Origin of the sequence: Pseudescherichia sp. L3, from assembly GCF_024656065.1 — a bacterium.
Classification (GTDB): domain Bacteria; phylum Pseudomonadota; class Gammaproteobacteria; order Enterobacterales; family Enterobacteriaceae; genus Pseudescherichia.
In genome coordinates, this window is sequence record NZ_JANKYC010000002.1 from 44,299 (window position 1) to 67,816 (window position 23,518).

Below are 23,518 nucleotides of genomic sequence, written 5' to 3' on the forward strand. Positions count from 1 at the left end.
AGCAGGGCTAATTTGGGGAGCCATATAATGTCCTCTCGCTATTTAGATCGCTATTTTGTGCATGTGCCAGCCTTATTTTTGGCAGAGGAAGAGCGCTACCAAAATAAAGTGGCAGAAATTAATCGTTTTTCTAAAAACTGGGTAGTGGATCAATAAGTGATTGTTTTTAAATAAATTAATACCTCTTACATAACTTCGGTGCAGAATTGATCTCATTAAAATATATACCCAATAGTCTGGAATTAGGCAAACTCCCAAGTCACAAATTTTCACATTTTTTTAAATACAGAATATATTATTAACAAATTCGATGATACTTAAGCGGCACTTAAATAGTGCATACAGTGAATAGATCTATTTTTAATAATTAGCACAAAGCACAACAGCAATATTGCGATATATCCTATATGGCAAATATTGAATATATTCTTACAGACTTTCTATTCTGCATAAAAGAGGGTTTAGCCGCGGCAACGGAGCGGCTACAGCGTGATAAATCAAGCCTGTTCATACTTTAACCAACTGAGGCTCATACAGATGTTGTAGCAATATGGACTGGTGCGTTGGTGGCAAAACCTGTTATACTGTAGTCAACACATTGGGGCTGATTCTGGATTCGACGGGATTTGCGAAACCCAAGGTGCATGCCGAGGGGCGGTTTGCCTCGTAAAAAGCCGCAAAAAAATAGTCGCAAACGACGAAAACTACGCTTTAGCAGCTTAATAACCTGCTCTGAGCCCTCTCTCCCTAGCTTCCGCTCTTAAGACGGGGATCAAAGAGAGGTCAAACCCAAAAGAGATCGCGCGGATGCCTTGCCTGGGGTTGAAGCGTTAAAACTAATCAGGCTAGTTTGTTAGTGGCGTGTCTGTCCGCAGCTGGCAAGCGAATGTAAAGACTGACTAAGCATGTAGTGCCGAGGATGTAGGAATTTCGGACGCGGGTTCAACTCCCGCCAGCTCCACCAAATAAAACAAGGGGTTACGTGAAAACGTAGCCCCTTTTTTTATGCCAGTGGCGGCAAAATGGCGACGGCCGCCTGGACTGACTGCAATAAAAAAACCCGCATTAAGCGGGTCTTGTTAGAAAATCATATGGCTCTGACCTCCAGCGCTAGGATGCGGAGGAACCTTTGCAACGCTTTCAGTCTTTACAATGTACCGTACAAAAGTTTCATGAGTGATGAAAGTACATTCACAGTTAATATTTTGGCATTGGTTATAGCGCTCTTTAGTAGTTTTTGATGCCTGGAAACTACTTCTTGTGTGCGCCGCGCTACCACAATCTGGACAGTTCATCATAATTATTATCCCGCCGCCTTTGCTGAAATCGCAATAATGATACACTATTATTCAATTTCGAGAGCCAATTATTCCATATCGAGATCAGCTATTTTTACCTCTAACTCAAGCGAGGTGGTGAAGCCACCCTCCCCGATAGTGTTGGTCACAGTTGTAATCGTCCAGTCTGCCTGGTCTAAGCTTCGCCAGCTGCTGCAGGTAAGCGTTATAGGCAAAGCGGGTTTTCTTTTTCATCGAGTTTTATGCTCTGTCAGCAGGTGGTTAATTGTTCTGAGCTGCCGTTACCGCCGGAAGAGAACGGGCGGCGATCGCTGCGGCTATCTTCCTCGGTTAACTTCTCGCGCAGGGTTGAAAGCCCGGTTTCTGCCGTGGACAGCTGTTGCTGCATGGCATCCAGGCGCTGTGAAAAATCATCTTTCAGATTGCCGACGCGCTGGCCGACTTCTGCCACCGATTCAGACAGTGCCTGGTGTGCCCCCGCGACCTCTTCAACGGCCTGATGCACGTCAGCAAAGCGGGCGTCGTCGTCAGCAGATTTACGGGACAGCAGCGCTTTGATGCTGGCGAAAAAGCTCGGCTTTTCTTCCGGCAAGTCTTCAAATTCGAAGAGGGTTTCTTCGGCAGCGGTGAAGAGGTTGTCGCGGTCCTGTTTGCGACGTGCCAGCGGATTAGCTTCAGCATTTGCGCTGAACTGCAGCATTTCCGTGCCCAGGCTGGCCGGATCGTCAGTGACAGCCATGCCGACCAGATAGGCTTCCCCGGTGTCGGAAAATTTCGGGTTTACCTCCATTGAGGTGAAAAGCTTCTGCAGCTTCGCGGTCATGGAAACCAGCTCGTCAGTCGGGACAATCCAGGCGTATAACGCCATCTTGCCTTTCAGCGGGCCTTCACTGATTTCCTCAGCTTCCAGCGCTTCCACAATGCCGAAACGGCGGAAAGAGCTGTCAGGCGTATAGCCCTTGATGTGCTCCATATTGACTACAGCGGTGTAGACCTGCTGGCTGTAATTCACCGCCATCTGGGTCAGCCATACGCGCTCAATGACGCGCCCGTCAGTGGTGGCACCTTCCACCCCAATACGAAAACGCTTTGATTTTTTTGCCATCTGTCCGGCTCCGGTTGTTCTGGACGTGTCGAGAGGCTTTATGTTTGCGTTTCAGGGGAGGGATAAACAATGCGCGGCCATTGTGGGAAAAATGGCCAACAGGGCGAAGCGGCGCAGGTGAACGCGGGGCCGTAGTCTGACGCCATGAACATGACGACGATTAACCCGGACCTCGACCCGCGAAAACAGGCGATGTTTCTGTATTTCAGCGGTATACGCATCGCCCGCATTGCTGAAATGCTGGGAGAGAAACCCGCAACTGTTCACAGCTGGAAAAAGCGCGACAAGTGGAGCGAGATCGGTCCTCTGGATCAGATGCAGCTGACCACGGCGGCGCGCTATTGCCAGCTCATCATGAAGCCCGCAAAGGAGGGTCGAGATTTTAAGGAGATTGACCTGCTGGCCCGTCAGGCAGAACGCCACGCCCGGATCGGTAAATTTAACGATGGGGGTAACGAGGCCGATCTCAATCCGAAGGTAGCCAACCGCAACAAAGGCCCGCGCAGGCCGCCAGAGAAAAACGTTTTCACCGATAACCAAATCGAGAAGCTGGAAGAAATTTTCCACTCCACCATGTTCGACTACCAGCGCCAGTGGTGGGAAGCCGGGAATAAATACGCCGTCAGGAACCTGCTGAAATCACGCCAGATCGGAGCGACGTTCTTTTTTGCCCGTGAGGCACTGATTGATGCACTTATTACCGGCCGCAACCAGATTTTCCTCTCAGCGAGTAAAGCCCAGGCTCACGTTTTCAAGCAGTACATTGTTGAGTTTGCGAAAGAGGTTGATGTAGAGCTGCGCGGCGATCCGATGATGCTGCCGAACGGGGCGACGCTGTATTTCCTCGGAACCAACGCCCGGACCGCGCAGAGCTATCACGGCAACCTCTATCTGGACGAATATTTCTGGATACCAAAATTCCAGGAGCTGCAGAAAGTGGCGTCCGGCATGGCGCTGCATAAAAAATGGCGTGAAACCTACTTCTCCACGCCTTCCAGCCTGACGCACAGCGCCTATCCGTTCTGGTCCGGCGCTCAGTTTAATAAGGGCCGGACAAAGCATGACAAGGTAGAAATTGACCTTTCGCACAGCCATCTGGCGCGAGGCGCACTCTGTGCTGACGGCCAGTATCGCCAGATCATCACCGTGGAAGATGCGGTGCGTGGTGGCTGCGACCTGTTCGACCTGGAGCAGCTGCGCCAGCGTTACAGCCCGGAGGACTACCAGAACCTGCTGATGTGCGTATTTATGGACGATCTGGCGTCCGTGTTTAACCTGGCCCTTATGCAGGGCTGCATAGTGGACAGCTGGGAAGTCTGGGACGATTTTGAGCCGCTGATGATTCGCCCGTTTGCTAACCGCCCGGTATGGATCGGCTATGACCCTGCGAAAGGGACAACGAACGGCGACAGCGCCGGGTGCGTAGTGATTGCGCCCCCTCTGGTGCCTGGCGGCAAGTTCCGCATCCAGCAGCGCTACCAGTGGCGCGGGATGGACTTCCGCGCCCAGGCAGAAGCCATCCGGCAGCTGACCCTGCAGTTTAACGTGACCTATATCGGCATCGACTCGACCGGCGTGGGCCACGGCGTCTATGAGAACGTGAAGGCGTTCTATCCCGGCGTCCGTGAGTTTGTCTACAACCCCAACGTCAAAAACGCCCTGGTGCTCAAAGCCTACGACATCATCGCGAGCCGCCGTCTTGAGTTTGACGCGGGTATGACCGATGTAGCCCAGTCCTTTATGGCGATCCGCAAAAGCACCACGGCAAGCGGAAACCGGCCAACGTATGAGGCCAGCCGCAGCGAGGAAGCCAGCCATGCAGATCTGGCATGGGCAACCATGCACGCACTCTTTAACGAACCGCTGGAAGGCGCAACGGTGAATAACAGCACTATTGTGGAGATTTACTGATGGGTAAACGCAAGCCCCGCGCGCAGGAGCTGCCCCGCCAGCCTGCCGCTCAGACCATGACAGAACAAACCGGCGGCGCACATGCCGAAGCATTTTCCTTCGGGGACCCCGTGCCGGTGCTTGATCGCCGCGAACTGCTGGATTATCTGGAATGCGTTCAGGTCGACAGGTGGTATGAGCCACCCATTAGCCTGGACGGGCTGGCGCGAACGTACCGCGCAGCGGTTCATCACAGCAGCGCAATACAGGTGAAACGTAACATTCTGGTCAGCACCTTTAAACCGCACCACCTGCTGTCCAAGCAGGCATTTGGCCGTTTCGTCCAGGATTTTCTTGTCTTTGGTAACGCCTACCTTGAGAAGCGGGTAAACCGGTTAGGCGACACGCTGACGCTTGAAGCTTCGCTTGCCAAGTTTACCCGGCGCGGCATTCACCCGGATCATTACAGGTTTGTGCAGTACGGCTACCAGAAGCAGCCCTAAGAGTTTGCGCCGGGCCGGGTTTTTCATCTGATGGAAGCGGATCTGAACCAGGAGATTTACGGCCTACCGGATTATCTCTCCGCCATTCCGTCCACGCTGCTGAATGAGTCCGCGACCATGTTCCGTCGAAAGTATTACCTGAACGGAAGCCACGCGGGTTTTATCATGTACATGTCAGATCCCGCGGCTAACCAACAGGACGTGGATAACATCCGTGAAGCGCTGAAAAAATCGAAGGGCCCAGGCAACTTCCGCAACCTGTTTATGTACAGCCCGAACGGGAAGAAAGACGGCATTCAGATCATCCCGCTGTCAGAGGTAGCGGCAAAGGATGAGTTTCTGAACATCAAGAACGTGAGCCGTGATGACATGCTGGCCGCCCATCGCGTGCCGCCGCAGCTGATGGGTATCATCCCGACTAACACCGGCGGGTTTGGTGACGTTGAGAAGGCCGCCCGCGTCTTTGTACGTAATGAGCTGCTGCCATTACAGAAGCGCATGGAAGAGCTGAACGACTGGATCGGAGAGCAGGTGATCCGCTGGGAACCGTACAGCCTGGATTTGGGCGATGACAGCGCCAGCTGACCCCACAGACCGCCCGACAGGGCGGTTTTATTTTAAAGTGTCAATATTATCTAGGTTCATTAAGTTTTTATAACTCGCAGGACCCCTACCATATCCATAATTTTGCGCTAAATGTTGCTGTTGTTTCTCTTCCATTCTAGACCTAAAATCATCAGCGCTATCAACCCCAAGCGCCTCTTTAAGTTTTATAAAACCTTTATGTTGTGTTGCTCTCAAGAAAATATCAGGGACAGTATTGTAAACCATGTAAGGTGTTGTGGCGGCATACCAGTAAATCCCTTCATGACAACAAGAATACGCCAAACACAATATATCTGCCTCTATAATATCCGTGAACACTATATCATTACGATCTGCGTTACGCCGTATGAGTTCAACTGATGGGCTATAATATCGGTGCTCTTTACTAAGGGCATGTTGTACAGTATTTGAACTTGTAAAGAAAGAGTCAAATGAGACGAAATTTTTCTCTCTTGAAGCGTGACCTTCCTGAACTAAATAGTGAGATGAAAGAACATCATTAATTAATGAGAACTTCCCTTTCTTCACCATAGATGAAACAAGGTAAAGGAACATCTCATAAATAAATATTTGTTGAGCATCAAACCAATTTGTTTGATATGAGCGAAGTTCTTCTGGACGTGTCGGCAAAATGAGTAATTTCTCGAGGAATGTAACAAAAACATCACTCAATTCCTGTTGCCCTGTAAACTCCATTTCTAACGAGAACCATTCGCAATATAGATTTCTAATTGCTTTCATAGCCGTAACGTCGCTAACAATTTTCGCAGCGAGTGCTTCATCTGTCTTGGCATCTGGTTCAGCTCTGACGCGCAAAGTATCCAGATATGAAAACGACGAAGCTAAAAAATCATTCCTATAGTGAGCGATGCCATTTTTATTTTGAAATAATGCTTGTTTGAGCCCATTGAGTTTTGTTAACGGTTCACTTGTAGGCTCATAACGTGTTTCATCAAGGAAAGAAGGACGTGAACCCAGCTTAGGCTTTTTATGCAACGGTTGACCATGTAAAAGCCTTATTAATTGCTCCCAATTTTCATTTTCTTTTTCAGGTGTAGAGAAATCGATTCCAATTAAAGAACCCATAAACACGGGCAAGTAAGGTTCTTCGTTTTCATCACACTCACAGAAAATAGGAATAAATTTAGTTTGCGCAACTTTAGTATATACTTGTTGTGAAATTATTTGAGATTCAGTTCCTACCCCTCTGATTTTTTGATCTGCCTTTTCAGCATACGCTTTATCACACATTACTAATACATTAGTGATAGTGTCATCAACAACAAGTTTTTCCATAAAGGCATTTTTATCATGGCCTTCCTTCAAGTCATAAATGTCAATTATAACATCTACACCGTCGCCAATTAGCCTGTCGGCAATCTGCTTTACTCGTCCTCTATGCGCTACTGTAGACCAACTGTATGAAATGAAAATTTTTGGTTCCATTATCTTACCTTATTGCTAGTTAGCTCTTTCTACTTAAGATACTTCCTCGATGCCCACGGGACAAGTGCGCATGATCTACACCAAGCCCAAGCAATTGCTTCGAATAGCCTGAGAATCAGGATTTTAACCATAATAGCGCGCTCGTAGCCCCGCCACGCTTGCGCGCTTTGTGTAATAGTTTTCATGCAGGTGCATGAGATAACAAAAAGCCCGCCAGAACTGGCGGGCCGGGGCGTAAACGATCCTCTAACGATCCTTCATTTTCATGCACCATAGACATGCACAACCGCGTGAAAGGCGCGGCAATGACAAAATATTCAGATCACAGGGCAATTATCATCGCTAATGGCGCGGTTGATGAGGTGCGTAACCCTGCCTAAAATCACCACATCGTCCAGCGCTTCGCCGTCCGCAGTGATAAAGGCGTGACCCGCGACCTTAGCGAAATGCGTTCGCCCGAATGCCTGGATCAGAACGTCGGCACCCGGCGGGCATTTTAGTGCGGGGTTACGAGATAACTGGGGTAATCCGTCTCCATCATCACAGAACAGGAACCTGCGAACGGCTCAACCAGTCGCGGGCCAGCGGGCAGGTGCTTTTTCAGGTGCGGCATAACGGCGGTTTTATTACCCGCCCATTTCAGGATGGTGCTCATATAGCCCCCTTGTAGTGCTTGCCTTTCAGCTCGGCGATTTCCTGACAAGTGACACAGCACTGCACGCCCGGAATCACAGCCCGGCGAGCAGCAGGAATATCGCCGCCGCACGCCTGGCAGAAGAACGCAGAAGGCGCAGCCGGACGGCTACGCGCGTTGTGGATGTGGCGCTCACGGTTTTCCTGTTCGCGCTGCTGTGCGAGATCCATTGAATCGGCCATTAGTGCAACTCCTGAGATTCGTTTTCAAAGCGGGCAGCTTCACGGCGCAGCAGTTCGGCGGCTTCTTTGCCGTTCAGCCCCTTCTGGGTAATGTGGATAGCCAGCGACTCAAGACGGATTGAAACAGCGAGTGCGCGGTCTTTACGCTCCTCGTTTTTTGCGGCTGTCAGCAATACGGTCAGCGCATCGCTGTCAGCTTTGAAATTACGGGTTTCGGTATTTCGCATATTCATTTCTCCAGAATTTGGGCAAAAGAATGCCCGGCGGGTTTACGCCATTAATTTCGTTTGGGGTTAATTACTCAGGTAGTACGCTTTCATGCAGCGAGAAACGACGGGGTAAAATTTCGCCCCAGCGCGCTATTTCGTTCATCGCTTTAATCAGCAACAACCGACGGGCATGGTCGAAATATTCAAACGGCCTGCCGACCTCATCACTCTTAAACGCGCCTGGCTCGTTGCGATTTGCCAGCGTCATAACAGAAAATTTAAAATCATCATTCAGCTTGTTGAAATTACGCAACGCACCGTTTTGCGTGGCTTTTAATTTCTGATGAAACAGAGCAAGACATTCCTCACCACTCATTTTCTCCGGCTCCGCAACAGTACAACCAGCATTATTAAACGGCGTCGCACCTGCATTGATTGGTGCGGACATGTTATTAATCATATCAACCTCAAAAAAGCTTTAACCCGGCGCTTAAACGACGCGGGGCGCACTGTGCGCAGTTCACTTAATAATGCTGACTGGTCGCGGCTGGAGTTCCAGCGTTTACGGTCGCTTCCCATGATCCAGCCGTGGCCGTAATGCATGGATGGGCTTTGGCGAACAAGCAGCGATGCGAATGAGGGTTCATTTTTCATGCTCACCTCACATCAGGCCGAAGGTTGCGCCGATGCCGCTGACAGTATCTACAGCGCCAGCTACCGCAGGGTTGCCCTGGATACGGCATTGCACTGCCATAGCGGCCAGAAACAGGCAGCGGATCCCGACATTGACACTGGACACCATCGAATTTTTTCGACACTGCGTCATGCGCTCCGTTGATATTGCACCAGCTGCGAGCTGGCCCACTTCTGCCGTTGCCTTCATGACATAAACTGGTAGCTTTTCACTAGCCAGCTCGTTGACCGGCATACATGGCATACAGTGCAGTTGTGCCAGAAAGCCATCGACCAGCGTTGAATCTTCGGTGATATCAGTCAGCAGCATAATTTCCGGTGCTGTCAGCTGATGCGGCTGCTCCGGGTTAAGCTTATTACGCAGTGTCTGTGGCTTAATGCCTGCTTTGTCTGCAAGCTCGGCCAAGTTGTGACGCGCCGCAAATGTCTGGCAAGCTTCGTCATAGTGGCAATGTGTGGAAACCCTAAAATCAAACATGCTGTAAATCCTTTTATGTCTCAATATTGAACTTACAGCCCAACAATGACGCGGGTGTTAGAATGACCGAGGGACTCGCGAACCTGATCGGTTTTGTACATTAGGTAACGCAGGCACACGCGCCTCTTATTTTTATCCTTTTTAACCATGTACTTAGCAAGCTGACCATGATGGATTTTTTGATAAACAGAGCCGCGAGAAATTCCTTCCCATTCCGCGAACTCTGCAGGCGTAGCCATCTCTTTTGGTACACGAATTGAAATATCAGTGCTCATAGTGCAGTATCACTCGATTAAGGTTTGGTTTATGTCGTTTTATCTTGTTTTATGCGATTCAACATTTGAACAATTTAGATACTACTATCCAATATTTGATACATAAACAGGATTAAAAAATGATACAGGTGAAAGCTGGCGAGAATACAGGGGGTAGAGAGGCTATCCATAGGTTGATGGCTGCTTATGATTTCAAGTCCAGACAGCAGCTATGCGATCACCTAGGCGCATCTAAAAGCACTATGGCAAACAGATATTTAAGAGACAGCTTTCCTGCAGAATGGGTGATCCAATGCGCTCTTGAAACAGGCGTTTCTTTACTCTGGCTAACCACAGGACAAGGCGAACCAGGAGCAAAAATTGATGATAAAAAAAGTATCAATTTTGTGAACTCCAGCAAGGTAAAACCTCTTGCTGAACTTGTATCGCCAGAGATCGACAAGGCTACCCTTATAGGAGGTTCGTTGGTTGAAGCCGGGAAGGCCATCATTGATAGTAGTCTGCTTCCCCGTGACTCAAGCGAACTGTTTCTCGTAAATACCACTGGCGATTCATATTTAGTTGACCGTAACCAGACACCACCAGTGAATGGGATGTGGTTAGTCGATATCGACGGGATAAAAAGCATTGTTAAGTTAACTCGCCTTCCGGGAAACAGATTAGTTGTGCATCAAGATGACTCTTCGTTTGAGTGCAGCCTGGATGATATCGAGGTTGTTGGCCGCGCATTGAAAATCATTAAGAGCCTCTGATATGACCATCAGAAAACAGCCGAACGGAAAATGGTTGTGCGAGTGTTACCCGAACGGGCGTGACGGCAAGCGCGTGCGCAAGCAATTTGCGACTAAGGGCGAGGCTGTAGCATTCGAAAACTTCACTATGGATGAAGTGAACAAAAAGCCGTGGCTGGGTGAGAAGGAAGATCGGCGGCGTTTGTCAGAATTGATTGAGCAGTGGCACTCCCTTTACGGCCAGACGCTCGCAGACCCCAAGCGCCTAATGACGAAACTGAATATTATCTGCAATGGGCTGGGCGATCCCGTCGCCTCTGAGTTAACCGCCGGTGACTTTACAAAATATCGTGAAGCACGATTAAAAGGTGGGGTACATAACGAAGACGGCGCGCTAATGTCGCCAGTAAAGCCCCGCACGGTAAACCTGGAACAGCGTAACTTATCATCCGTTTTTGGCACCCTGAAAAAGCTGGGCCACTGGTCAGCACCTAACCCGCTTGCCGGGCTACCAACATTCAAAATCGCAGAGGGAGAACTAGCGTTCCTGGACCCCGACGAAATTAAACGCCTGTTAGATGCCTGCGCTGATTCTCAAAGTCCCAGCCTGTTGATGATCGCAAAGGTATGCCTGGCCACCGGCGCGCGATGGAGTGAAGCCGAAAACATGCAGGGCCATCAGTTATCTAAATACCGAATCACCTACACCAAAACCAAAGGCAAGAAAAACCGAACCGTACCGATATTTCAGAAGCTGTACGACGAACTCCCCAAAAACAGAGGGAAGCTATTCACGCCATGCAGAAAAGCTTTTGAGCGTGCAGTAAAAAGAGCGGGTATCGACTTGCCTGAAGGCCAGTGCACGCATGTGCTGCGTCATACATTCGCCAGTCACTTTATGATTAACGGCGGAAATATATTTGTGCTTAAAGAAATTCTGGGCCATGCCGATATTAAAATGACTATGATATATGCACACTTTTCTCCCGAGCATATTGAAGATGCGGTGTATAAAAAATCCTTTGACCAATTTGTAAGGCAATAAAATGGAAATTGAGAAAAGCAAAGAGATTGATCTAAACAATATAATTAATGAAATTTTGACATCCAACCGTATATCTCCTCCAATCACACTAAAAACCGATATTGTTTCAGACTTTAAGGGAAGATGTGAATACTATGTAAACGCCCTCAAGAAATATGATGAAGAAAATATTTCTGGTATAAATTTCACATTATTGATAAAACGGATAAGTGTGATTGTCGATGGAATCACTAAGTGTCTTGAGGAATTTTTATCTGGTGATATTAAATCTGCTTATGATGCTTTCGATGATACTTTCTCTGCGGATACAATTAACAGACACATTCAAAGAATTGCCATTCCCCTAAAAGATATCTGCAATAAAAACAAACCATTATTCCGAGTCAGAAAGTCTGATACTCCACTGTCAGAAAGAGAGGATATATTTCATATTCCTTTTACTAAGAGACAAAACGTAAGTGCACAAAGGTACTCAGTAGCTGGATTACCATGTCTGTATCTGGGTACGTCTTTATATGTATGCTGGCAAGAAATGAACAAACCTGATTTTGATAAACTATATCTATCATCCTTTATTTCTTATGATACGAAATCTAAAATATTAAACTTCTCGCCTGACATATTAAACAAACCAACCACAGGCCTTTTGAATGGAGAGGAATTAAAAGAAACTAACTGGAGAAAGGCATCTTACTTAATTTTATGGCCTTTGATTCTTTCTTGTAGTTATATTAAGAAGAACGCTAACGCATCCTTTATTCAAGAGTATATAATCCCAAACTTGTTAATGCAGTGGATAAGTCGCCGCACTAACTCTCCTATTTTCGGGATCGCATACCATTCAACAAGAATGCCTAATGCAAATAAAACACCTCGCTCAATTAATGTTGTACTTCCCCCTAAAGCAACTTATAGACAAACGATACTAAAAGAGTATTGCCCACGTTTGAAAGATTTATTTGAATTTACACCACCAGTATCTTGGCAGGTTTTAAAAACCTTAGATTACCAACATGATGATTTCAAAACATCTGAACAGGAAGACGCAGAAAATTTTTTGCGTAAAAGGGAAAAATTAGCAGGAATCTCAAATCTCTATGAAGATATTGTTAAATTGTACCCTTTAACGGACTTCTATAAACTTGAAGTTTGGATTGATAGACTGTTTGATTACGACAAAATCATTGGATGATGGTGGCGGCAAAATGGCGGCACAACATTAAAAACGCGTAAAACTAATAAACACCCCTTAAGACTAAGGCGCTGTTTTTAAAGGTAACTGCCTGTTTTTATAGTAGTTATTATAGTATGTAGGAATTTCGGACGCGGGTTCAACTCCCGCCAGCTCCACCAAAATTCTCCATCGGTGATTACCAGAGTCATCCGATGAAGTCCTAAGAGCCCGCACGGCGCAAGCCCTGCGGGCTTTTTTGTGCCTGTAATTTGTCTGAGGACATCTGGCTTAACCCGATGATTATTGGTTTACATCTAGGGTTACGGTGAGATGTATCCTAAAAGCGTATACCTCGTCATGAAAGAGCGGTTACAGTAGCACGGACAACACGCTCTTTGACCAACACCGAATTTCCGTACGCTAAAGCATTAGAGGAGGCTCTAACGCTGCATGATGGCGATGGGCTTTTCCTGATAGTGAAAACCAGCGTCAAGAAACTCTGGTGCTTTCGTTATCAACGTTCAGCAACAAAACACCGGACAATGATAGGGCTCTGTGCCTTCCCGCCCTTTCGCTAGCTGGTGCCGGAAGGTTAAGTGCGGATTACCTTGCCTTGTTAGCCGATGGAATTAACCCGCAAATTCAAGCTGAAGTTGCAGAGGAACAGCAGCAAATCGCTTTGGACAATATTTTTTCAACGGTCGCCGCTAACTGGTTCCAGCTCAAAAGCAAAAGCGTTACCCCAGATTACGCAAAAGACATTTGGCGCTCATTAGAGAAAGATGTATTCCCCGCCGTTGGTGAGATCCCCGTTCAGCAAATTAAAGCCCGAACATTGGTTGAAGCGCTTGAGCCAATCAAAGCTCGTGGGGCGCTTGAGACTGTACGTCGATTGGTGCAGCGCATTAATGAAATAATGATTTATGCCGTAAACACTGGTCTGATTGATGCCAACCCAGCTTCAGGAATTGGGATGGCCTTTGAGAAGCCCAAAAAGCAGGGGATACAAACCAATCTGTCGCTGAAAGAGGAAAGCTACGGCGACTGGCTGCCGAAATGCGATGAACCCGCAACGACATAAACAACTCCAGACCGGCAACAGCCGGTCTTTTTATATCAGCTGAATATGATGAGTTTAAATAAATAAGGAAGGTTAAGAATTTACTCTTATCAACCGAAGAAAGTTTTGGCTATTATTGAGTAAGGATATGGGGGAATGGGATACTGTGATGGAAGAAGGTGGAATGATCGTTGTTATGTCACCGGTACAACTGGCGGCGGTGCTTTCAGATAAGAGCGTTACAGAGGCGGAAACGCTGAGTAACCGATTATTGGGTGGACTTGGTGTTTTACTCGGAGCGGTAGAAATGGTCGGTGCCACGGCACTATGTATCGCACCAGAACCAACAGGACTAACGAAAGCGGGATGTGTGGTTGTTGGTGCACATAGTCTTGACGCTGTTCAAAGCGCAGCCAGACAGGTGATAACCGGTCGTGATACGCGCTCAGCCACCTGGCAGATCGCTGTGAGCGCGGCAAGAGAACTTGGTGCCGATGAAGACACCGCCCTCAATATCGGCATGACAGTTGATATAGCCGTTCCGCTTGGATTTGCAGCGGCTATTGGTGCCGTCCGTGTAGCTGCAATTAAAGCTGGCCGCATCAAATTGATCCAGCATGAATCAGTTACGGGTCTCAAACCCGGTGGGCATACACTCGCAAATCATGTCGGAAAAACTGACAGTGAGTTACTTGCCCGATTCGAGAAAAATAAGCGACTTTTAATGTCTTCAACGTTTAAAGATTTAAATGTTGCTGAAAATGTTATTTCGAAGGCAGTCTATCTTAACCGGGCAAATATAAAATCTTTACTCGGAGGTGGTAAAAACGGTGGACGCCTTACCATCAATTATCCTGTCGGGCAGGAGGTTGGGTATGGATTCACGCGAGGCAGCACACAGCGCATCAGCATGCGTGGAGTGAGGATTGTTATCGAACTGCAAGAGTATAACGGAAAACCTTACTATATCCTTACAGCATTCCCGACCCCATAGGACAGGTGGATTATGCAAAGTTTCTATCATCTTGATCAGCTGATTCAGGGTTATTTCAATCAGGATTATGACCTCATAAATGAGGGAGAGAATACTATTGAGGGCACTGTTAAACTCTATAAAAAAACAGCCCCCAACTGGATGTTAAAAGAGTTAGCCGAAGAGGTCGATTCTTTCCTTGAGCTTTACGGAGACAAGTTGGATGAGGAGTTCAAAAGCCGGTATGGATTTGATTTTTCACCTGAGTTGTGGGATTCAACCCCCTTCGATTTCCTGATGACAGTGCGCAGACTTGCACTTTCTTCGAAGTAGCTACAGGAAGACAAACCCGCAGCGACTTAACCGACCTCAGACCGGCAACAGCCGGTCTTTTACTTTCTAAACATAACTTAAGGGTGAACAGTCCACGGTTCACCCTTCACCGTATGTTCACCATCTAACCGCATGAAATTAATTGTAAAAATCAAAGATGAACAGTGTGAACAGTTAAATGCAAAAAAACTTTTTTCTTGATGTGCTCCATTCAAAAAACAGGTTTGCTCAACCACAGGAAACACTGCAACAAATCGCCATTGGTATACGTTTAGGTATACCAATGAAAGTTGAATTAATGAATTATCAATAAAAACAATACATTAAATAATTTATTCAGACTCCGCCAACCCAACAAAATTCTTTGTCAATGGTCACCAGAGCCTGAGATGAAGTCCCGAAAGCCCGTAAGGCGTAAGCCTGGCGGGCTTTTTTGTGCCTGTTGTTGTTCAGCGAGAATTGCTGAGAGCTATCACTTTTGGCACCCTGGATGGGACCCACAACGAAGGGTCAAAAAATCGAGGGTCCCAAAATGGCAATGGCTTATAACCCCATTGATCTCCCTAATAATCTTAGCCTGTTTTGTCATATTTAAAAGCACAACAAAGCAAAGAGACGCCATAAAAGCTTGTAATGATACAATGCTTTTTTATAAGTGTTATAACCACAGCAACCCTAACCATAAAAATATTAAATTGACGGGAATTTAGCGTTTTTTCACACCGGCTCGTGGACTGCATGTCCGGCTTTACGACGCGCATAAATCAAATTTTGTGCTGAGTTATATTTTTCCTATTAATCAACGTGCGGGGCCTTTTAAGGCCTGAATCCTATAGTGGTTAAAATGTCATTATCCTGTGCCGCATAACTAGTCTCTGCACCTTCTTCCAGCCAGGCTGCCAACGCATCACGCACATACGCTGTAGCACGGTCAAGGACGCGATTTTTTATCAGCGTAGGTTGGCTGTTCAGGTTCATCAGCTTCGGAGCAAGGGCGACGTCTAACTTCGCACCATGAGCGCAGCATAAAGTCATTCAGCTCTTGCCGGATGCTAAGGCACTAAACTTTTCCATGTGAACGAGTAACCCCCTTGTCAGCCATATTACTTTCCTGCTTCGTGAACTTAATAAATTGGCGCAGATCGTAATAAAAACATAATTATCATCTATCAATTTTTAGAATTAATAAATCACAAGAATGTATTATTCGGATTTTACCCTCAACTATTTTGTTCAATCATAAATCAAATGGTGGTACCCTTTTTTGGCGTTAATTGACAACATTTGGAAATAAAATGATTGATTGCTTACTCGACTTTGACCAAATTTCAGCCGACCGAAAAAAAGTGTACTTACAATGCCCTGGCATTGGTAAATTTGAAGTTTTCAGCGGTGATATGCCATTCACCAATCGCCCTGAATGCTCTTTTATCGACCATTCAGCGATACCTAACGGGAAGTACTGGATAGTAGATCGCCCAAGAGGGCCCTGGAAATCACGGACTCTTACTTGGGCAGAGGATTTTGCAACCGGAAACGAACATAGTACATGGTTTGCTTTGTATCGGGCCGATGGCAGCATTGATGATGAAACCTTTATCAGCGGTGTAAGACGCTCACATTTTAGGACCCATCCTTTACGGCCTGACGGTTCTGGTACATCATGGGGTTGTATCACATTCTTTCGTAGTTCGGAGTTTATGTTTTTTCGGAACTCTTTACTTAGAGTACAGAAGTTTAGGATTAATAATACTAACCTGCTGTCATATGTGTCAGTAACGGTAAAAGGTTCGGTTGAGGGGCCATGTTATGTTAGGTAATAAAATTATTTATCCTCTTCTTTTTATTGCCCTCACTACCTGCTTAGTAAAAAGCAGAGTCTTATTAACTGTGTCCGATAGTATTCTTAATTTTGTTGACCGAGCCTGTCGAGCTTCATCCATTCAATGCACAGGTGGCGATCATGATTTAGCTTTACTGATAACGCTGCTGATCGTTAACGGGATTGTTGCTCTAATACTTATTGCTGCAATTAATAGGATCCTTCGTGCCATGCGAATGAATTTTAATTAAAAAGGCTATAGCAGGTATCAACAGCTTGCGTTCATCGGCAATAAGATAAATCGCGAGCAAAAAGTACAGAGGAGAAACTGATGCGCTTTAACGAGACAGAGTTAGCTATCCGCATCCCAGTATGGCACGCGTTATCCGAGCTTTTTACCGGTCGTGAGCTTCAGGACTATGACTACAGATGGATAGCGCAGGCGCTGAAGAAGTCAGCGTTAAGCCGTAAAGAGATCTTCACGATTCTGGATGAGGAAGTTGCCCCTGCCTTCCAGGATAATCTTCTTTATAACCCAACGCCGGTGATGGATGGCTGGACAGAAGAAGATGTTAAACGGCTCATAATACAGTATGTGAGCAGGAAGCCGACCATTATTGAGCGTGTTGTTCCAGCCAGTTTATTGTTAAAACTGCGTAGGAAACACATTCGGGATGAGCTAAACAGGCTTACTGCCGAGCTGGATAAATGCACACAGGAAATAAACCCAAAAGCCTGTTAAGCGAAGCGATTGATATACGCTTTCTTTGTCGATGGTCACCAGAGCCTGATGTAAAGTCTTGAAAGCCCTGCGGGCTTTTTTGTGTCTGTAATCGTTTAGTGAGAATTGCTGAAATCTATTACTTATGGCACCCTGAACAGGACCCGTTGAAAAGGGTCCAAAACTGAGGAGCCCACAATGGCATTGATTGCTAAGAAACTTTCAGACACTGAAATCAAAATGAAACACCCAGACTACATTTTCAGCTACAAAAAGGTTGGGAAAAACCCCAACTGCACCACTTAAGTATATAGTAATTTTAAGCCACTATAACATTGACAGGAGAAACCAATGTTTAATTATAAAAGGATTGGAGCTATTATAGTTGCTTTAATAGCCGCATATTTTTTATGGATTACTGTAAGACCAACCAAAATAGTCAGAGTGGATAAGGGTGCTGTTTTTGTAGAACATTTGCCATTAAGTACAGAGGGAAAATTAAGCTGGTGGATGAAAAACAAGGATTTACTTCAGCAAAAATATCATGTTATTAATACACCTTATAACTTCACAGTTACCATCATGAACTTCAATGGTTATGAACAATTACCCAAAGGAACAAGAGATGGTTCCATCGACGATTACGCCTGCTTTGATGATACTGATGGGAAGCATCATAAATGCGTATATAATAGTATTGCAATAATTATTAGAGGCAACCTTAAAGGTAAAAAATTCATAAACATAGACGGTAAAACGTATATTGAGAATGCTAATGGCCAAGTCACTTTAGAATAAAAAACAATAATTTTAACCATTCAAAAAATAAACTAAGAATAATTTACTATGGAAAACAATAAGTTCATACTAAGCGACCGCCAAAAGCACGAACCAACAAGCTCTTTACAAGGCGCGGATACAGTGCCGAGCCCCCATTACTTATCCTTAACACGAGTTAAACCCTGATAAAGCTTGCTCACCATATACCGCCCACCATCGCGACCACGATGGAGGCAATGCCCACAAACACCATCACAGAGAGGAATGGGCTGAAAAGACCACCCAAACTCGTAAATCAGCTCAGACTGACAAGGGTTTCACCTGATACAGTCCTTAACACGAACTCAGGAATAATTAGAAATGAAATTAATTGATACCGTATCGCTAGAAATAGCCAAAGACTCTGACGCTTTTTCAGAAACTCAGTGTTATGTCAATATTAATAACGCTAATACCAAAATCATCATTTCTGGAAAGATTCTTGAAGCCGCAATTTTTGTTGACGTTGATCTCTACCTATTATTTACAACTGATGGTATCGATTATGAAGAAACCCTGAAAATATCGCTTATAAATTTAAAAAAGGGCTTGCTTGAGGTCGTCTCTTTGGGCGGACAGTATCTCACGGGTACCTTTGAAAAAATGCGAGTGCGAGATGATTATATTGATTTTAGTTTTTTTGGAGATACTACCTGGACCGTAAGAGTAATGAGAGATCCTTCATTAAGATTGCCGTTTTCTGATCCGCGTGGCGTATCGCGCCGATTTGGCTTTAAGAAATTTATTGATATTTCAGCCAATCCTCCACTCGCTCGTGCAGACGGTCGTCGTTGATGTAATATGTAAGAGATCCCGGCATAAGGCCGCTCCTAGCTCCTACCTATAGTAACAGTAAGATTTTTGAGGCTAAACTGCGAAAAAATCTCAGGAGAGAAACTGATGCGCTTTAACGGGGCAGAATTAGCTATCCGCATCTCAGTATGGTATGCGTTATCCGAGCTTTTTATCGGTCGTGAGCTGCAGGACTATGACTATAGATGGATAGTTAAAATTAAAAACATCAAAAAATAATCAATGCAGTTATTGTAATCATCAATGAAAACACTCAGTAAAATGCCCATGCCCTTCGCCCCTCTCTGGCCAGTGTTTGACGGCCACAACGATCTGCTGCTGAACCTGTGGCTACAGCATGACAACGATCCGGTCACGGCCTTCTACTCCGGGATCCCGTCGGGTCATCTCGACTTCCCGCGTATGCAGCGCGGCGGCTTCTGCGGCGGACTCTTTGCGGTGTTCATACCGCCCGTTAGCTATATCGCACAGATGCGTAAGCAGACGCACGCCGAAGCGCGTGCAGCCTTCGACCCATTAGCCATCGCCGAGCGGCAGATCGCTATTATGCACCAGCTCGAGCAGGCCTCTCAGGGGCAGCTGCGCATCTGTTGTACGGTCGAGGAGATTGAGCAGTGCCGCCTTAATCGGCAGATCGCTGTGGTACTGCATATTGAAGGTGCCAGCATGATGGATGCCGGGCTATCGCAACTGGAGGCCTTTTATCAGCTGGGCGTGCGCAGCATTGGTCCGTTCTGGAACCTGCCGAATGCTTTTGGCGAAGGCGTTAACGGGCCGTTCCCCGGTTCGCCCGATACCGGCCCCGGCCTGACGCCTGCGGGTGAAGCGTTAATCCGTGCCTGTAACCGGCAGCGCCTCCTGATCGATGTCTCACATATGAATGAAAAAGCCTTCTGGCAAACCGCTGAGCTGAGCCGCGCCCCGCTGGTTGCGACCCACTCCAATGCCCACGCGCTTTGCCCGCAGCCACGCAACCTGACCGACGCCCAGCTGGAGGCGATTGCCCGCAGCGGCGGGCTGGTCGGCGTCAATTTCGGTACCGCTTTCCTGCGGGCAGATGGAAAACGCGACAGTACGACAACCGGAATAACGGAAATTGTTAAACATGTTACGTATTTGATCGCTAAACTTGGTGAGGATCGTGTGGGATTTGGTTCTGATTTTGACGGGGTTAACGTTCCGCACCAGTTGGAAGATGTCGAAGGTCTGCCCCGCCTGATGCTGGCGCTGTCGAAGGCAGGATTCGACGATCGACTGCTGGAGAAACTGGCCTGGCGTAACTGGCTGAACGTGCTCTCTGCCACCTGGGGCAAATAACCTGTTACCTTTTTAAAGTTGTGAACCAAATCACATTTCGTTAACATTCACCGGCCTGATGCGAATGCTTATCATCAGGCCTGACACTCTACGATGCATCTAAAGGAGCACCGCTATGACTACCTGGATTAAACCTGAGTTTGTTGATCTGCGCCTGGGCCTGGAAGTGACGCTGTACATTTCCAACCGTTAATCGCCCGTCTGCCCGCTTTTCGTGCGGGCATTTCTTTCTCTTTCTTCTGGTTTTGACATGCAGATAAAAGTTCTCGGCTCGGCAGCGGGCGGCGGTTTTCCCCAGTGGAATTGCAACTGTGAAAACTGCCGCGGCGTTCGCGATCACAGCATCAACGCCACGCGCCGCACCCAGTCATCCATCGCCGTCAGCGACGACGGTAAAAACTGGGTCTTATGCAATGTCTCGCCGGACATTTGCCATCAGCTGCTGGCCTCACCCGAATTGAATAACCCTGACGTACTGCGTGGGACCGGTATCGGCGCAATCATTCTGACGGACAGTCAGATCGATCACAGTGCGGGATTACTCAATTTACGTGAAGGCTGCCCTCATCACGTGTGGTGCACCCCGGAAGTGCATAACGATCTCAGCACCGGTTTTCCCGTGTTTCCTATGCTCTCCCACTGGAACGGCGGGCTAATTCACCATCCGGTGACGCCCGGCGAGCCGTTTCAAACCGCGGTCTGCTCCCATGTGCGCTTCACCGCCATCCCGCTGTTGAGCAACGCACCGCCCTATTCACCATACCGGGATCGCCCGTTGCCAGGCCATAACGTGGCGCTATTTATCGAGGATACCGCACGCGGGGTTGGGCTGCTATATGCCCCAGGCCTGGGTGAACCAGACGAGGCGCTCATGCCCTGGCTACGCCGGGCAGATTGTCTGCTGATCGACGGCACGCTATGGCGTGATAATGAGCTGGCCAATACTGGCGTAGGCCGCAATACCGGTAAAGACATGGGGCATCTGGCGCTGGCGGAAGAGAACGGGCTGGCGGCGCTGCTTAGCACCCTGCCCGCCAGGCGTAAGATCCTCATTCATATTAACAATACCAACCCGATCCTCAACGAGGACTCCGCGGAGCGGCGGAGCCTGAACGCCGCTGGCATCGAAGTGAGCTGGGATGGCATGAACATCGAGTTGTAGGAAATGACCATGACACAACCACAGCTTCTCTCTTCTGAGGCATTTGAGGCGGCGCTGCGCGCGAAAGGTGCTTACTACCACATTCATCATCCGTATCACATCGCAATGCATAACGGTGAAGCCACCCGCGAGCAGATCCAGGGTTGGGTCGCCAACCGGTTCTACTATCAGACCAGCATTCCCATCAAGGATGCAGCCATCATGGCTAACTGTCCGCAGCCGGAAACCCGCCGCAAGTGGGTGCAGCGTATTCTGGATCACGACGGCTACGGCGGTAGCGAGGGGGGGATTGAAGCGTGGCTGCGCCTCGGTGAGGCCGTCGGCCTGCAGCGCGAGAGTCTGCTCTGTGAAGAGCGAGTGCTTCCTGGCGTGCGCTTCGCGGTGGATGCCTATGTGAACTTCGCGCGCCGCGCCTGCTGGCAGGAAGCCGCCTGTAGCTCCCTGACCGAACTCTTCGCACCGCAGATCCATCAGTCGCGCCTCGACAGCTGGCCGCAGCACTACCCGTGGATCGACGCAGCGGGCTATGACTACTTCCGCAGCCGCCTTGGCCAGGCCAATCGCGACGTTGAGCATGGTCTGGCGCTGGCGCTAGAGTACTGCGATACCGTTGAGAAGCAGCAGCGGATGCTGGAGATCCTGCAGTTCAAGCTGGATATTCTGTGGAGCATGCTGGACGCCATGAGCATGGCCTACACCCTGAACCGTCCCCCTTATCACAGCGTGACCGCCGAGCGGGTATGGCACAATCAGAGGCTGGTATAATGACATTAACCCCTGAACAAATTCCCCTCTTCCGTCGCGGCTACCGCCTGCAATGGGAGCAGGTTCAAAATAGCCATGTGATCCTCTACCCGGAGGGCATGGCCAAACTAAACGATAGCGCGGCCGCCATTTTACAGCTGGTCGATGGCCACACGACGCTGGAGGGCATTATCGCGCAGTTAAACGCGCGTTTCCCCGATGCCGGAGGGCTGGCGGACGACGTAATGGAGTTTTTCCAGCGCGCCTATGAACAAAAATGGGTGATCTTCCATGACTGACCACGCGCCCACGGTGAACCCACCGCTCTGGCTGCTGGCGGAGCTGACCTACCGCTGCCCGCTGCAGTGCCCCTACTGCTCCAACCCACTCGATTTCGCCGCCCAGGAAAAAGAGCTGAGTACCGAGCAGTGGATCGAGGTATTTCGCCAGGCACGCGCGATGGGCAGCGTGCAGTTGGGCTTCTCCGGCGGCGAGCCGCTGGTGCGTAAAGATCTCCCCGAGCTGATCGCCGCCGCGCGCGATCTCGGCTTTTACACCAACCTGATCACCTCCGGCATCGGCCTGACCGAGAAGAAGCTGCAGACCTTCGCCGATGCCGGGCTGGACCATATTCAGATCAGCTTTCAAGCCAGCGACGAGACGTTAAACGCGGCTCTGGCTGGCTCTGCCAAAGCATTTCAGCAGAAGCTGACAATGGCCAAAGCGGTTAAGGCGCTCGGCTATCCGATGGTGCTCAACTTCGTGCTGCATCGCCATAATATCGATCAGATTGACCGTATCATCGAGCTGGCGATCCAGCTGGATGCCGATGACGTAGAGCTGGCAACCTGCCAGTTCTACGGCTGGGCGCACCTGAATCGCGAAGGCCTGCTTCCCACCCGCGAACAGATCGCCAAAGCAGAGAGCGTGGTCCAGCGCTACCGCGAACGCATGGCCGTCGACGGCAAGCTGGCTAATCTGCTGTTTGTCACGCCGGACTACTATGAGGAGCGGCCAAAAGGCTGTATGGGCGGTTGGGGAGCCATTTTCATGAGCGTGACGCCGGAAGGAATGGCCCTGCCCTGCCACAGTGCCCGTCAGCTGCCGGTGAAGTTTCCGTCGGTGCTGGAACACGATCTCGAGCATATCTGGTATCACTCCTTCGGCTTTAACCGTTACCGCGGCAATGCGTGGATGCCGGAGCCGTGCCGATCCTGCCCGGAGAAAGAGAAAGACTTCGGCGGCTGCCGCTGCCAGGCCTTCATGCTCACCGGCGACGCTGATAATGCCGACCCGGTGTGTGCTAAATCGCCCCATCACGGCACCATTTTGGCGGCGCGAGAAGCGGCAAACCGCACCCAGCTCGGCATCGATCAGCTGCGTTTCCGCAATCAGGCCAACTCCCGGCTGATTTTCAAAGGCTAA

The 23,518-nt window shown here is 48.4% G+C and carries 28 protein-coding genes, 1 other RNA gene and 4 pseudogenes; 21 read left to right on the forward strand and 12 right to left on the reverse strand.

Features of this window, described 5'->3' with window-relative positions:
• Window positions 1-27 precede the first annotated feature (27 nt).
• Window positions 28-156, forward strand: coding sequence for a hypothetical protein (locus tag NR795_RS11730; RefSeq protein ID WP_257758315.1), 129 nt, complete (start codon window positions 28-30; stop codon window positions 154-156).
• 444 nt (window positions 157-600) lie between these two features.
• Window positions 601-964: a transfer-messenger RNA gene (gene ssrA, locus NR795_RS11735) on the forward strand.
• Window positions 965-1,079: 115 nt separating this feature from the next.
• On the opposite strand, the gene NR795_RS11740 is transcribed toward ssrA, so the two are convergent.
• The 3 genes and pseudogenes from NR795_RS11740 to NR795_RS11745 all read right to left on the reverse strand — a co-directional run bounded on the left by NR795_RS11740 (window position 1,080) and on the right by NR795_RS11745 (window position 2,403).
• Complete coding sequence (locus NR795_RS11740; protein ID WP_257758316.1) at window positions 1,080-1,298, reverse strand: ogr/Delta-like zinc finger family protein; 219 nt, start codon at window positions 1,296-1,298, stop codon at window positions 1,080-1,082.
• A 68-nt stretch (window positions 1,299-1,366) separates the two neighbouring features.
• Window positions 1,367-1,477, reverse strand: a pseudogene (locus NR795_RS20725) (phage late control D family protein); the annotation flags it as partial.
• 71 nt (window positions 1,478-1,548) lie between these two features.
• A complete protein-coding gene (locus NR795_RS11745; RefSeq protein ID WP_257758317.1) occupies window positions 1,549-2,403 on the reverse strand; it encodes a GPO family capsid scaffolding protein in 855 nt (284 codons plus the stop codon).
• Window positions 2,404-2,547: 144 nt separating this feature from the next.
• Here NR795_RS11745 and NR795_RS11750 point away from each other — a divergent pair, with 144 nt between their 5' ends.
• Window positions 2,548-4,314, forward strand: a complete 1,767-nt coding sequence (locus NR795_RS11750; RefSeq protein WP_257758318.1) for a terminase ATPase subunit family protein — start codon at window positions 2,548-2,550, stop codon at window positions 4,312-4,314.
• 56 nt (window positions 4,315-4,370) lie between these two features.
• Window positions 4,371-5,381: pseudogene (locus tag NR795_RS11755) on the forward strand (phage portal protein).
• A gap of 27 nt (window positions 5,382-5,408) precedes the next feature.
• Here the strand turns inward: NR795_RS11755 and NR795_RS11760 are convergent.
• The 8 genes and pseudogenes from NR795_RS11760 to NR795_RS11795 all read right to left on the reverse strand — a co-directional run bounded on the left by NR795_RS11760 (window position 5,409) and on the right by NR795_RS11795 (window position 9,379).
• Window positions 5,409-6,848: a toll/interleukin-1 receptor domain-containing protein gene (locus NR795_RS11760; RefSeq protein ID WP_257758319.1), complete on the reverse strand. Its 1,440-nt coding sequence runs from the start codon at window positions 6,846-6,848 to the stop codon at window positions 5,409-5,411.
• Window positions 6,849-7,356: 508 nt separating this feature from the next.
• Window positions 7,357-7,503 (reverse strand): annotated as a pseudogene (locus tag NR795_RS11765) (DNA adenine methylase); the annotation flags it as partial.
• Window positions 7,500-7,724, reverse strand: coding sequence for a TraR/DksA family transcriptional regulator (locus NR795_RS11770; protein WP_257758320.1), 225 nt, complete (start codon window positions 7,722-7,724; stop codon window positions 7,500-7,502). The gene NR795_RS11770 and the pseudogene NR795_RS11765, both read right to left, overlap by 4 nt.
• A complete protein-coding gene (locus NR795_RS11775) occupies window positions 7,724-7,951 on the reverse strand; it encodes a DUF2732 domain-containing protein (protein WP_257758321.1) in 228 nt (75 codons plus the stop codon). The genes NR795_RS11770 and NR795_RS11775 overlap by 1 nt, the downstream gene beginning before the upstream one ends.
• 70 nt (window positions 7,952-8,021) lie before the next feature.
• Window positions 8,022-8,393 carry a hypothetical protein gene (locus tag NR795_RS11780; RefSeq protein ID WP_257758322.1) on the reverse strand — a complete coding sequence of 124 codons (372 nt, stop codon included), beginning with the start codon at window positions 8,391-8,393 and terminating at the stop codon, window positions 8,022-8,024.
• Complete coding sequence (locus NR795_RS11785) at window positions 8,390-8,587, reverse strand: phage filamentation protein Fil family protein (protein WP_257758323.1); 198 nt, start codon at window positions 8,585-8,587, stop codon at window positions 8,390-8,392. The genes NR795_RS11780 and NR795_RS11785 overlap by 4 nt, the downstream gene beginning before the upstream one ends.
• Window positions 8,588-8,594: 7 nt before the next feature.
• Window positions 8,595-9,104: a phage regulatory CII family protein gene (locus NR795_RS11790; protein ID WP_257758324.1), complete on the reverse strand. Its 510-nt coding sequence runs from the start codon at window positions 9,102-9,104 to the stop codon at window positions 8,595-8,597.
• 32 nt (window positions 9,105-9,136) lie between these two features.
• Window positions 9,137-9,379 (reverse strand): Rha family transcriptional regulator, encoded by a 243-nt coding sequence (locus tag NR795_RS11795; protein ID WP_257758325.1) that lies wholly within the window; start codon window positions 9,377-9,379, stop codon window positions 9,137-9,139.
• Between the two features lie 119 nt (window positions 9,380-9,498).
• Between NR795_RS11795 and NR795_RS11800 the strand changes: the two genes are divergently transcribed.
• From NR795_RS11800 to NR795_RS11825, 6 genes and pseudogenes are all read left to right on the forward strand, one after another.
• Complete coding sequence (locus NR795_RS11800; protein WP_257758326.1) at window positions 9,499-10,131, forward strand: phage repressor protein CI; 633 nt, start codon at window positions 9,499-9,501, stop codon at window positions 10,129-10,131.
• A gap of 1 nt (window position 10,132) precedes the next feature.
• Complete coding sequence (locus tag NR795_RS11805; RefSeq protein WP_257758327.1) at window positions 10,133-11,155, forward strand: site-specific integrase; 1,023 nt, start codon at window positions 10,133-10,135, stop codon at window positions 11,153-11,155.
• Between the two features lies 1 nt (window position 11,156).
• A complete protein-coding gene (locus tag NR795_RS11810; RefSeq protein ID WP_257758328.1) occupies window positions 11,157-12,347 on the forward strand; it encodes a hypothetical protein in 1,191 nt (396 codons plus the stop codon).
• A 329-nt stretch (window positions 12,348-12,676) separates the two neighbouring features.
• Window positions 12,677-13,341: pseudogene (locus NR795_RS11815) on the forward strand (integrase arm-type DNA-binding domain-containing protein); the annotation flags it as partial.
• A 217-nt stretch (window positions 13,342-13,558) separates the two neighbouring features.
• The gene (locus tag NR795_RS11820) at window positions 13,559-14,383 is read left to right on the forward strand and encodes an RNase A-like domain-containing protein (RefSeq protein WP_257758640.1); all 825 of its coding nucleotides are present in this window, start codon (window positions 13,559-13,561) and stop codon (window positions 14,381-14,383) included.
• A 12-nt stretch (window positions 14,384-14,395) separates the two neighbouring features.
• Window positions 14,396-14,695, forward strand: coding sequence for a contact-dependent growth inhibition system immunity protein (locus NR795_RS11825; RefSeq protein WP_257758329.1), 300 nt, complete (start codon window positions 14,396-14,398; stop codon window positions 14,693-14,695).
• An 816-nt stretch (window positions 14,696-15,511) separates the two neighbouring features.
• Here NR795_RS11825 and NR795_RS20730 read toward each other — a convergent pair.
• On the reverse strand, window positions 15,512-15,730 hold the full coding sequence (locus tag NR795_RS20730) for a phage polarity suppression protein (protein WP_374544319.1): 219 nt from the start codon (window positions 15,728-15,730) through the stop codon (window positions 15,512-15,514).
• Between the two features lie 260 nt (window positions 15,731-15,990).
• Between NR795_RS20730 and NR795_RS11830 the strand changes: the two genes are divergently transcribed.
• The 11 genes from NR795_RS11830 (at window position 15,991) to pqqE (ending at window position 23,518) form a co-directional block, all read left to right on the forward strand.
• The gene (locus tag NR795_RS11830; RefSeq protein ID WP_257758330.1) at window positions 15,991-16,515 is read left to right on the forward strand and encodes a DUF2778 domain-containing protein; all 525 of its coding nucleotides are present in this window, start codon (window positions 15,991-15,993) and stop codon (window positions 16,513-16,515) included.
• Window positions 16,505-16,768 (forward strand): hypothetical protein, encoded by a 264-nt coding sequence (locus NR795_RS11835; protein WP_257758331.1) that lies wholly within the window; start codon window positions 16,505-16,507, stop codon window positions 16,766-16,768. The genes NR795_RS11830 and NR795_RS11835 overlap by 11 nt, the downstream gene beginning before the upstream one ends.
• Window positions 16,769-16,848: 80 nt before the next feature.
• On the forward strand, window positions 16,849-17,259 hold the full coding sequence (locus NR795_RS11840; protein ID WP_257758332.1) for a hypothetical protein: 411 nt from the start codon (window positions 16,849-16,851) through the stop codon (window positions 17,257-17,259).
• Window positions 17,260-17,589: 330 nt separating this feature from the next.
• Window positions 17,590-18,036, forward strand: coding sequence for a DUF943 family protein (locus NR795_RS11845; RefSeq protein WP_257758333.1), 447 nt, complete (start codon window positions 17,590-17,592; stop codon window positions 18,034-18,036).
• A gap of 342 nt (window positions 18,037-18,378) precedes the next feature.
• A complete protein-coding gene (locus tag NR795_RS11850) occupies window positions 18,379-18,852 on the forward strand; it encodes a hypothetical protein (RefSeq protein WP_257758334.1) in 474 nt (157 codons plus the stop codon).
• A gap of 285 nt (window positions 18,853-19,137) precedes the next feature.
• Window positions 19,138-20,187 carry a dipeptidase gene (locus NR795_RS11855; RefSeq protein ID WP_257758335.1) on the forward strand — a complete coding sequence of 350 codons (1,050 nt, stop codon included), beginning with the start codon at window positions 19,138-19,140 and terminating at the stop codon, window positions 20,185-20,187.
• 115 nt (window positions 20,188-20,302) lie between these two features.
• Entirely contained in the window at window positions 20,303-20,380 is a 78-nt protein-coding gene (gene pqqA / locus NR795_RS11860; protein WP_144817913.1) for a pyrroloquinoline quinone precursor peptide PqqA, read from the forward strand.
• 57 nt (window positions 20,381-20,437) lie between these two features.
• Window positions 20,438-21,349: a pyrroloquinoline quinone biosynthesis protein PqqB gene (gene pqqB / locus NR795_RS11865; protein WP_257758336.1), complete on the forward strand. Its 912-nt coding sequence runs from the start codon at window positions 20,438-20,440 to the stop codon at window positions 21,347-21,349.
• 9 nt (window positions 21,350-21,358) lie between these two features.
• Window positions 21,359-22,114 (forward strand): pyrroloquinoline-quinone synthase PqqC, encoded by a 756-nt coding sequence (pqqC, locus tag NR795_RS11870; RefSeq protein WP_257758337.1) that lies wholly within the window; start codon window positions 21,359-21,361, stop codon window positions 22,112-22,114.
• Window positions 22,114-22,392, forward strand: a complete 279-nt coding sequence (gene pqqD / locus NR795_RS11875; RefSeq protein ID WP_144817873.1) for a pyrroloquinoline quinone biosynthesis peptide chaperone PqqD — start codon at window positions 22,114-22,116, stop codon at window positions 22,390-22,392. The genes pqqC and pqqD overlap by 1 nt, the downstream gene beginning before the upstream one ends.
• A complete protein-coding gene (pqqE, locus tag NR795_RS11880; RefSeq protein WP_144817872.1) occupies window positions 22,385-23,518 on the forward strand; it encodes a pyrroloquinoline quinone biosynthesis protein PqqE in 1,134 nt (377 codons plus the stop codon). Before pqqD ends, pqqE begins: the two co-directional genes overlap by 8 nt.